Here is an 8,830-nt window from a genome sequence, read left to right as displayed (position 1 = left end):
TTTTCAATATGCAGGACTCCAGAGAAGTGTCAATGCTTCTGGCCTGAGCCGGTCAGTCAGCTGGACGCAATGGAGTTATCTGGAGCGGTCATTTTACCAGCTCCAGCAACTCTATTCAAAAATCCAGGAGCAGCCGCTCAGGGAATTACAAAAGGCGGCTCTTAGCCAGAAAGGGAAAAGGTTCAGCAGACCGACACAGCCATACTCCGCTGGCTGGTCAAGAGAGGACATGGTTACGAAGTTCCTCCGACCGTTGAGACCAGTCAATTGTACGAAAGCATGGATGTATATGAGAATCAGGTTTTAAAACAGCAAATCTTTAACTTTCCCGTATGCTGGGAACCTATGAAAAGGTTGAATTCGAAGCTGTTTCCCAAAAGGCGCGCAAATTCAGGTCCATCCTAAACCGTTGGCTGGCGAGCCCCTTTTTAAAAGGGGTAAGTGTGAACCGGGGCCCTTACTCCATAACGCAAAAATTTAGGAAGCACCCTGTTTACCGGCTGTGGTACGGCTGGTTCGACAGGCTTTATAAGCACGGCAGGGAAGGCATCGGGTTAGACTATCCCATCTCATTAAAAGACACCTACCAGCTATATGAAATATGGTGCTTTATGAAAGTCGTGAAGGTTTTAAAGGAAGCTGGTCTAGTAAAGGATACAACGAATTTGTATTTGATGACGAACGATGGCATTTTCTTAAATCTTGCCGAAAACCAGGAAAGTGAAATCCGCCTGGAGGGAGGGGTCTCTTTATTTTATCAGCTGTCCTACCAATATAACTCCAGGAACTTTCACACCTATACTCAAAGGATGATTCCTGATATCGTGCTAGAGAGTGAAAGGGGGATCATCGTCTTTGATCCTAAATACCGGGTGCCCGGCAATCTGGGCATTGCGCTAGGGGAAATGCATAAGTATCGGGATGGAATCCTCACAGGAATACAAGGGCAAAGGCTGTATCTGAGGTGTATATCCTGACACCAACCAGATTAGACCAAACAGATGCCTTAAGATACTTTCAGGAAGAGTTCCACCTAGTATACCGTACAGGGGCTGTGCAGATCGTACCGGGAGAAAATACGGGGAAATTGGAAAGAAAGGTAATATCATGTTTTTATGAATTGTATTCATAGGGGGATAGATTCACCCTTCCATTTGGAAAAATGCGCTCATCTGGATTGAACTCCTTGCCTTTGCCCGGAGATCTTTGGGAGTACAAAAGGCTTGAACCCTGTAATTCCTGGGTTCAAGCCTGCGTTATTCCCTTTTCTCACAAGGGGATGAGGTGATCATTGCTTATCTAGCTGTCATACCGCCATCGACAACGAACTCTGATCCTGTGCTGTAGCTTGATTCGTCTGAAGCCAGGAACAGGACGAGGCTGGATACTTCTTCAGGCTTTGCAACCCGGCCATTTGGAATGTATTTGGCAAATTCGTTGACAGCGTCTTTTGTTTCTTCCTGTACTATCATTGGTGTTTCGATGACGCCTGGGTGTACGGAATTTACACGAATGCCATAGTGAGCCAACCCCAGAGCGGCTGCTTTGGTCATTCCTCTTACAGCGAATTTTGTATCGGTATAGCCAATCGCACCACCGACAAGACCGTTCATCGAAGAGATGTTCACAATCGAACCGCCTTTTGCTTCTTTCATCGACGGGATGATCGCCTTCATACCAAGGAATACCGATACTTGGTTAATATCAACAATGCGTTTGTACTCATCCAAAGTCATTTCCTCTATGGATTTATTCATCGTAATCCCGGCGTTGTTCACCAAGACATTTACTGGTCCGAATGCTTCTTCTGCCAAAGCAACAGCTTGCTCCCAATTTGCATTATTAGTGACATCCAGTTTCGTGAATTTTGCATTCTCCCCCAGTTCGGTGGCGAGGGCTTGTCCTTCTTCTTCAAGAATATCCGCAATTACGACCTTCGCTCCTTCTTTGACAAACAAACGGGCGTGACTTGCTCCCATTCCGCGTGCTCCACCTGTAATAATCGCCACTTTACCAGCTAATCGGCTCATGTAAATTCCTCCTGATGGGTTTTTATTTACGGTCTTGGATATGTTTTAAAAGCTTTTCCTGAATTTTAAAATACTGATTGATTTCTTCTTCATTTAAGGCCTCAAAATGCTGCATGAATAAGGTTCTTCCAATCGCCTGTGCTTCTGATAGTGCTTTTTCACCGGCCGGGGTAATCTGAAGTTGAATGACCCGGCGGTCGGTTTCGTCAAATACTTTTTCAGCCAGCTCCAAATCAAGTAGCTTTGCAGCAATATTGGTCATGGCCCCTTTTGTATAGCCGAGTTTGTCGGCCAAATCCACTTGCTTTTGTACCCCGTTTGTTTTTAAATCCGATAAAACAAGAATCGGAGAAATCCCCAGAGGGTAGGGAAAGGCTTTTGTGAACTTGATAATATTTTCATTATTGATTTTATCAATCATATGAATGAGTTTAAAAAGGTCTTTTTCTCGCAAGTCATCTTCTCCTTATCCAGATAAGCAATGTCGTTCCCAATCCCATCCGCAACACCAGCAAGAATTAGTTTGCTCATCTCCCTTCAAAAGTAGTTTAACATTAAACTATCTGTATATAGTTTAGCACTAAACTACTTTTTTTGGCTAGAGTCAGTTTATTACAAATTGTTACCTTGTATCAAGCCTCTTCTGCAACTCTATTCTTCCACTTTAAAATTCATTTGGATCAACCCACGGTCCGGGCTGGAGCCCTGAAGAACGATTCTTAAACGGCTTGGAAATCCAAATAGAATCGCACTTTTCAAAATATATTGCTCCTCAAACTGTTGGAATTTACTGAATGAAGCAGGGGAGGCTGATTAAAAAAAGCATCGAGAGAAGAAATACTAAAAGCCCTAAAATTTAGGCGCAATAGTACCTAGTACCTCCTCAAAAAAAGAGGGGAAATTTTTAAATCAATGTTGACGGAATATTCATAAATATTATAATATTTATATTGAACGTTCATTATAAATAAAAGGAGTAAACATCATGCCAAAGGTTGGAATGGAGGAAATTAGAAAGGAACAGGTCATTACGGCCGCTAAAAATTGCATTGTTTCGAAAGGGCTTTCAAATCTTTCTATGAAGGACATTGCTGCTCAGGCAGGAGTAAGTACTGGAATTATTTACCATTATTTTGAAAGTAAAGAAGTTTTGCTTATGCAGGTGCTGAAATCGTCGTTTCGCCAATCTCATGAAAAGGTCATGGAGACAGTTGAACCGTTAAATCCCCCTGAAGAGAAATTGATGAAGCATTTGGAGAATATCAATCTAGTTCCAAAAGATAATCCTGAGTATATGACTGTTTTTTTAAATTACATGGGTGAGGCCATTCATAATCCCAATATCCGCGCGATGGTTAATAAGCTGTTTAAGAATTTGACGGATTATACCGGGAATTACCTTCAGCATGTCACAACAGATGAGCAACAGTTAAAAAATTTGCCCATGATGATTATTGGTTTCGGAATCGGTCTGGGAACCATGTGGACACTGAATAATGAATTATATGATATCGAAGAAATGGATGAACTTTTAAAAGATGTCATTACTAGTTATTTAGCCATCAAAAATGGAGGAGATAATGAATGAGTGTTGTTGTAGAAAGAAACGGGAAGGTTTGCACCATTACCATCAATCGTCCGGAGGTAAGAAACGCGGTGGATCGCAGGACTGCTATGGAGCTTGCCGATGCGTTTAGGGTTTTCGAACATGATGAAACATTGCGGGTAGCCGTCTTAACAGGAGCAGGCGGAACCTTCTGTGCCGGGGCAGATTTAAAAGCACTTTCAATGGATGAAGGTAACGACCTACATATAAATATGTCGAAAGATGGTCCGATGGGGCCAAGCCGTATGCACTTATCGAAACCTGTCATTGCTGCAGTATCAGGGCATGCCGTTGCAGGTGGATTGGAGCTTGCAATCTGGTGCGATCTTCGGGTGATGGAACGTGATGCGGTATTTGGTGTGTTTTGCCGGCGTTTTGGTGTTCCACTCGTTGACGGAGGGACGCAAAGGTTGCCACGGTTGATTGGTATGAGTCGCGCTATGGATTTAATCTTAACCGGTCGACCGGTGGAAGCAGAAGAAGCCTTACAGATTGGTTTGGCTAACCGGGTGGTCAATCCTGGTTCAGCAAGAGAAGAAGCCGAAAAGCTGGCGGCGCAAATCGCTGAGTTTCCTCAAACTTGTATGCTGAGTGATCGGGAGGCAGCATATCGGGGCTTTGATCTGGACTTTGAGAAAGGGATGCAGCTTGAGTTTCTGTTAGGCATGAATGTTATAAATAGTGGAGAAACACGTGAGGGAGCGACACGTTTTTCAAAAGGACAAGGAAGGCACGGCCAATTCTAATCGTTTAAAGCGCATTTTAGGAGTATTAGGTTCATCCAAAATTCAAATATAGTGGGGGAGGAATTGCGAATGAAAGCTGTCGAGTTAATCAAAAGAGGAGCTACCTATTTTCCAAATCATACTGGAGCCATTTTCGAAGGGGAAAAGTTAACATTTGAACAAGTGTACCGAAATAGTAATCGCTTGGCCAATTCATTGTTAAGTCTTGGATTGAAAAAGGGAGATCGCGTAGCATTTTTGCTGGCCAACTCATTACAGAGCCTGGAAATTGATTTTGCGCTTTTACAAGCTGGACTTGTCAGGGTGCCGTTGAATACGAGGCTTTCTGAAGCCGAACATATCCATATGGTAAAAGAGACAGACGCCAAGGCGCTTTTGTTTACTGAAGAATTCAGTGAACGTACCCTGCAAATCAAAAAGCATTGTTCCGACCTAACTTATTTTTGTCAAATGAATGGAGCGACCAAAGAGGCTTGGATAATTAATATGCAAGAGTTTGTGCAGGGAGTTTCTGAAGATGAGCCCCCTGTGACGTTGTCCGAATCTGACTTGGCGACCATTCAATATACTTCGGGAACGACAGGTACTTTGAAAGCTGCTGTCCATACACAGGAAACCTGGGTTGCCATTTCCAATAATATTTTAACCACCTTGGATATTCAAGAAGGGGATATCATGCTGCATGCGGCCCCTCTCACTCATGCATCAGGAACATTGGTGCTGCCGCATTGGGTATCCGGAGCAGCTAATTCCATCTTATCAGGATTCCTTCCAGACCAATACCTTCAAACCATTCATCATGAAAAACCCACAACATTGAATCTCGTTCCAACTATGATTGTCATGCTTTTAAATCATCCAAATGTTGAGCAGTATTCGTTTGAGTCTGTCAGGAATATTATTTATGGTGCATCCCCAATGCCGCGCGAAGCATTAAAGCGCGGGCTTGAATTGTGGGGGCCGAAATTTGTACAGTATTACGGTCAAACGGAAGCTCCACTCATTTTATCGATTTTAAATAAGAACGATCATACTGGTTCAGGAGAAGAAGGGGAAGCAAGGCTGTTATCTTGCGGCCGCCCTGTTCCAACTGCTTCGATCAAAATTATCGATGAAAATGGCGAGGAGCTTCCTGCAGGTGAGGTCGGTGAAATTGCAGTAAAATCAAGCCAGGCAATGGTTGGGTATTGGAAAGAACTCGAACTAACACAAGATACGATAAAGGATGGTTGGGTTCATACCCGTGATATGGGGTACTTGGACCAAAACGGATATCTTTTCCTTGTGGACCGCAAATCAGACATGATTATTTCTGGAGGATTTAATATTTATCCTCGTGAAGTGGAAGAAGTGCTTTACCAACACCCGGCCGTTCAAGAGGCAGCTGTTGTCGGTGTTCCAGACAAAAAGTGGGTGGAAGCGGTCAAAGCCTATGTTGTACTCAAAAACGGAGCAACAGTAAACGAAGACGAAATCATTCAATTTTGCAAAGACAGACTCGCTTCGTATAAAAAACCTGCCTCTGTTGAATTTATCGATACCTTGCCGAAAAGTGCAGTTGGCAAAGTCATGCGGCGCTTTTTAAGAGATCCACATTGGGAAGGAAAAGAACGGAGAATTTAATAGAATTTAAATTTAAAGGGTCATTTCCGGTGTAGGAGGAATTTCGCATCGGGGATGACCCTGTATTTTATTAGAGTAGAAATGGTTCCATAGTTGAGAGTGCTTATGTTCAACGGGTGCTTGACGATAAAGGTAACGCTATTTTTATGTTATTACATGGCTGAAAGAGAATCTTTTCTGTCACATGTCTCTATCGGATAAAGTATTTGCGATTTACGAGTTACCTACAAAAACCCGTTTCAAAAAGGAATTTTACATTTTTTGTAGAATTATATGAGATAAGAACGATTCCATTTCGAATCAAGCAGAAATATGATTCGAAATGGAATCAATCTTTTTTTCAGTATTTTCATGCTCATTGGGGGGAATAAAAATGACAATCCAATCCATCCATGCAGAAGATTTATCAGAATGTATGAAACTTGACCGGATTAACAAGGCGGATATTGAAAACATTTTGGTTTCCATTTTTCAATCTAGCTATGATGGCATTTTTGTTGCAGATAAAGAAGGCGTCGGCATCATGGTAAATGCCGCGTATTCGAGGATCACGGGCGTCACGAGCGAAGAATTGCTTGGAAAGAATATGAGGACGGTGGTAAAAGAGGGAATCGTGTCGGAATCGGTGACTGTAAAGGTGTTGGAACAAAGGGCACCCGTGACGATTATCCAATCCGTTCGAGGAAAGGAATTGCTGGTAACCGGAAATCCAGTCTTTGGTCAAGATGGCCAAATCGTCTATGTAGTGACCAATGTAAGGGATATTTCGGACTTGAATCAGATGAAAACCGAACTGCTTCACTCGAGAAAAATGACCGATCAATACATCAGTGAAATCCAGGAATTAAGAAAAAGGGAATTAATCCAGATGCATCTGGATGGAGTTGTTGCTCAAAGCCAGGAAATCATGAAGGTATTCCATCTGGCAAGAAAGGTGGCCAAGGTTGACTCTGGTGTCCTTATTTTAGGAGAATCCGGTGTCGGAAAAGAAGTTATCGTCAACTACATCCATCAAGAAAGCGACCGGGCCGCGAAGCCATTAGTAAAAGTAAACTGCGGGGCAATCCCCCATCATCTGCTGGAATCCGAATTGTTTGGCTATGAAAGAGGGGCCTTTACAGGGGCAAACGGTCAAGGAAAGCCTGGTTTATTTGAACTGGCCAATGGGGGAACGATTTTTTTGGATGAGATTGGAGACATGCCAATCGACCTCCAAGTCAAGCTGCTAAGGGTGCTGCAGGAATTTGAAATCATGCGTGTAGGTGGTACAAAAAGCATTAAAATTGATGTGAGGATTATTTCCGCCACCCATATGGACTTAGAGAGAATGGTCGAGAAAAATGATTTTCGGCGTGATCTTTACTATCGGCTGAATATCGTTCCCATCAAGGTTCCCCCTTTAAGGGATAGGAGGGTGGATATTGTCCCGCTCGCCTTCTATTTTTTAAAACGAATGAACGAAAAGAACACCTTGAACAAACGTTTCCATCCTGAAACTCTCCAATTGTTTGAAGCTTACAACTGGCCCGGAAATATTAGGGAGCTTGAAAATCTGATTGAACGGCTGGCGGTCATGGCCGACCTGGATGAAATATCAATAAAGGATTTGCCGCCCTATATGTTACAAAGTGTGGGGATGATGAAATCGGAAACAGGCAAACTGAAAGAAACCGTAGCGAATCTGGAACGGAAAATGATAAAAGAACAGATGGAACGATTGAAAACCACCCGGCGTGCGGCCGAGGCATTAGGGATCAGTCAATCTGCGCTAGTCAAAAAAATGAAAAGGCTCGGTTTAACTTTTTGATGAATAAGGGAATCAAAATTCTGAAAAGTCAGCAAATATTTGCTGGCTTTTTTATTTTCTTTTACGTATTTGCGATATGACTTCAATAAAAAAGTAGAAAATAATCTATTTTTGGAAAGTTGTGTCGAAATATTTTTAATTTTTTGTCTAATTATGACTTTGGCACGCAAATTGCAATTAGGTAAAGTGAGTTCATCGATAGAATGGTCCATTTTAAAAAAGGGAAAGAGGTCGAAGGGATGAACATACCGAGTTTTCATCTTAATGGAAAGGTTGCGCTTGTGACAGGGGGAAGTAAAGGCATTGGTTATGGCATGGCCCATGCATTAGGGCATTATGGGGCCACACTGGTTATTTCCAGCCGTGGAAGAGAGGAAGGGGAATATGCTGTTTCACAGCTAAAGAAAGAGAAGATTGAAGCTTCCTATCTTCCTTGCGATGTAACGAAAAAGGATCAAGTTGAAGCCCTGGTTGGCCAAATTGTCGAGCAGCATGGTTCGTTGGACATTTTAGTGAACAATGCTGGGATGAATATCCGCAAACCACTTCCGGAAGTAGAAGAAAGTGATTGGGATACGGTTTTGGATGTTAACCTTAAAGGAATTTTCCTGGCAGGACAGGCTGCCGCCAAACAGATGATCAAACAAAAATATGGGAAAATCATTAATATTTCTTCCATTCTCGGAAGTGTTGGAATGCCGTTTCAAACTTCCTATGCTGCCAGTAAAGGTGGCATTAACCAATTAACCAAAGTGTGGGCGGACGAATTAGCTCCTTATAACATTACGGTGAATGCGATTGGACCGGGCTATATCAGCACACCGATGACAAAAGAGTGGCTTTCTGATCCGGAAAGATCGGAGAAAATCATTAACTCCACCATGATTAAACGAATCGGCGAAACATCGGACCTTGTCGGACCTGTCGTATTCTTCGCTTCCGATACTTCAAAATACGTGACCGGGCAGGTGCTGAATGTTGATGGAGGATGGACGGCAAGATAAGGCAATCGTTTTAG

General features: G+C 42.8%; 9 protein-coding genes. 7 read left to right on the top strand and 2 right to left on the bottom strand.

Translation table 11 applies throughout. From position 1 onward, the window contains the following. The coding region (locus tag WQ57_RS27135) for a hypothetical protein (RefSeq protein WP_206540554.1) at window positions 1-307 on the top strand (307 nt) is incomplete at its 5' end. Window positions 308-332: 25 nt separating this feature from the next. Further along, complete coding sequence (locus WQ57_RS16925; protein WP_046522725.1) at window positions 333-977, top strand: nuclease domain-containing protein; 645 nt, start codon at window positions 333-335, stop codon at window positions 975-977. 318 nt (window positions 978-1,295) lie between these two features. Here the strand turns inward: WQ57_RS16925 and WQ57_RS16920 are convergent, their stop codons facing one another. Together WQ57_RS16920 and WQ57_RS16915 are read right to left on the bottom strand one after the other, a co-directional pair. Beyond that, window positions 1,296-2,030, bottom strand: coding sequence for a glucose 1-dehydrogenase (locus WQ57_RS16920; RefSeq protein ID WP_046524938.1), 735 nt, complete (start codon window positions 2,028-2,030; stop codon window positions 1,296-1,298). A 22-nt stretch (window positions 2,031-2,052) separates the two neighbouring features. Then, window positions 2,053-2,484, bottom strand: a complete 432-nt coding sequence (locus tag WQ57_RS16915) for a MarR family winged helix-turn-helix transcriptional regulator (RefSeq protein ID WP_046524937.1) — start codon at window positions 2,482-2,484, stop codon at window positions 2,053-2,055. Window positions 2,485-3,015: 531 nt separating this feature from the next. Between WQ57_RS16915 and WQ57_RS16910 the strand changes: the two genes are divergently transcribed. The 5 genes from WQ57_RS16910 to WQ57_RS16890 all read left to right on the top strand — a co-directional run bounded on the left by WQ57_RS16910 (window position 3,016) and on the right by WQ57_RS16890 (window position 8,816). After that, complete coding sequence (locus WQ57_RS16910; protein ID WP_046524936.1) at window positions 3,016-3,618, top strand: TetR/AcrR family transcriptional regulator; 603 nt, start codon at window positions 3,016-3,018, stop codon at window positions 3,616-3,618. Beyond that, complete coding sequence (locus WQ57_RS16905) at window positions 3,615-4,382, top strand: crotonase/enoyl-CoA hydratase family protein (protein ID WP_046524935.1); 768 nt, start codon at window positions 3,615-3,617, stop codon at window positions 4,380-4,382. Before WQ57_RS16910 ends, WQ57_RS16905 begins: the two co-directional genes overlap by 4 nt. Before the next feature lie 69 nt (window positions 4,383-4,451). Next, window positions 4,452-6,005 carry a class I adenylate-forming enzyme family protein gene (locus WQ57_RS16900; RefSeq protein WP_046524934.1) on the top strand — a complete coding sequence of 518 codons (1,554 nt, stop codon included), beginning with the start codon at window positions 4,452-4,454 and terminating at the stop codon, window positions 6,003-6,005. Window positions 6,006-6,378: 373 nt separating this feature from the next. Continuing rightward, window positions 6,379-7,812 carry a sigma-54 interaction domain-containing protein gene (locus WQ57_RS16895; RefSeq protein ID WP_046524933.1) on the top strand — a complete coding sequence of 478 codons (1,434 nt, stop codon included), beginning with the start codon at window positions 6,379-6,381 and terminating at the stop codon, window positions 7,810-7,812. A 239-nt stretch (window positions 7,813-8,051) separates the two neighbouring features. Further along, window positions 8,052-8,816 carry an SDR family NAD(P)-dependent oxidoreductase gene (locus tag WQ57_RS16890; protein WP_046524951.1) on the top strand — a complete coding sequence of 255 codons (765 nt, stop codon included), beginning with the start codon at window positions 8,052-8,054 and terminating at the stop codon, window positions 8,814-8,816. The last annotated feature ends 14 nt before the right edge of the window (window positions 8,817-8,830 follow it).

Source organism: Mesobacillus campisalis (assembly GCF_000986785.1).
Classification (GTDB): Bacteria; Bacillota; Bacilli; order Bacillales; family Cytobacillaceae; genus Mesobacillus_B; species Mesobacillus_B campisalis.
This window is presented reverse-complemented; position numbering and strand designations above follow the sequence as displayed.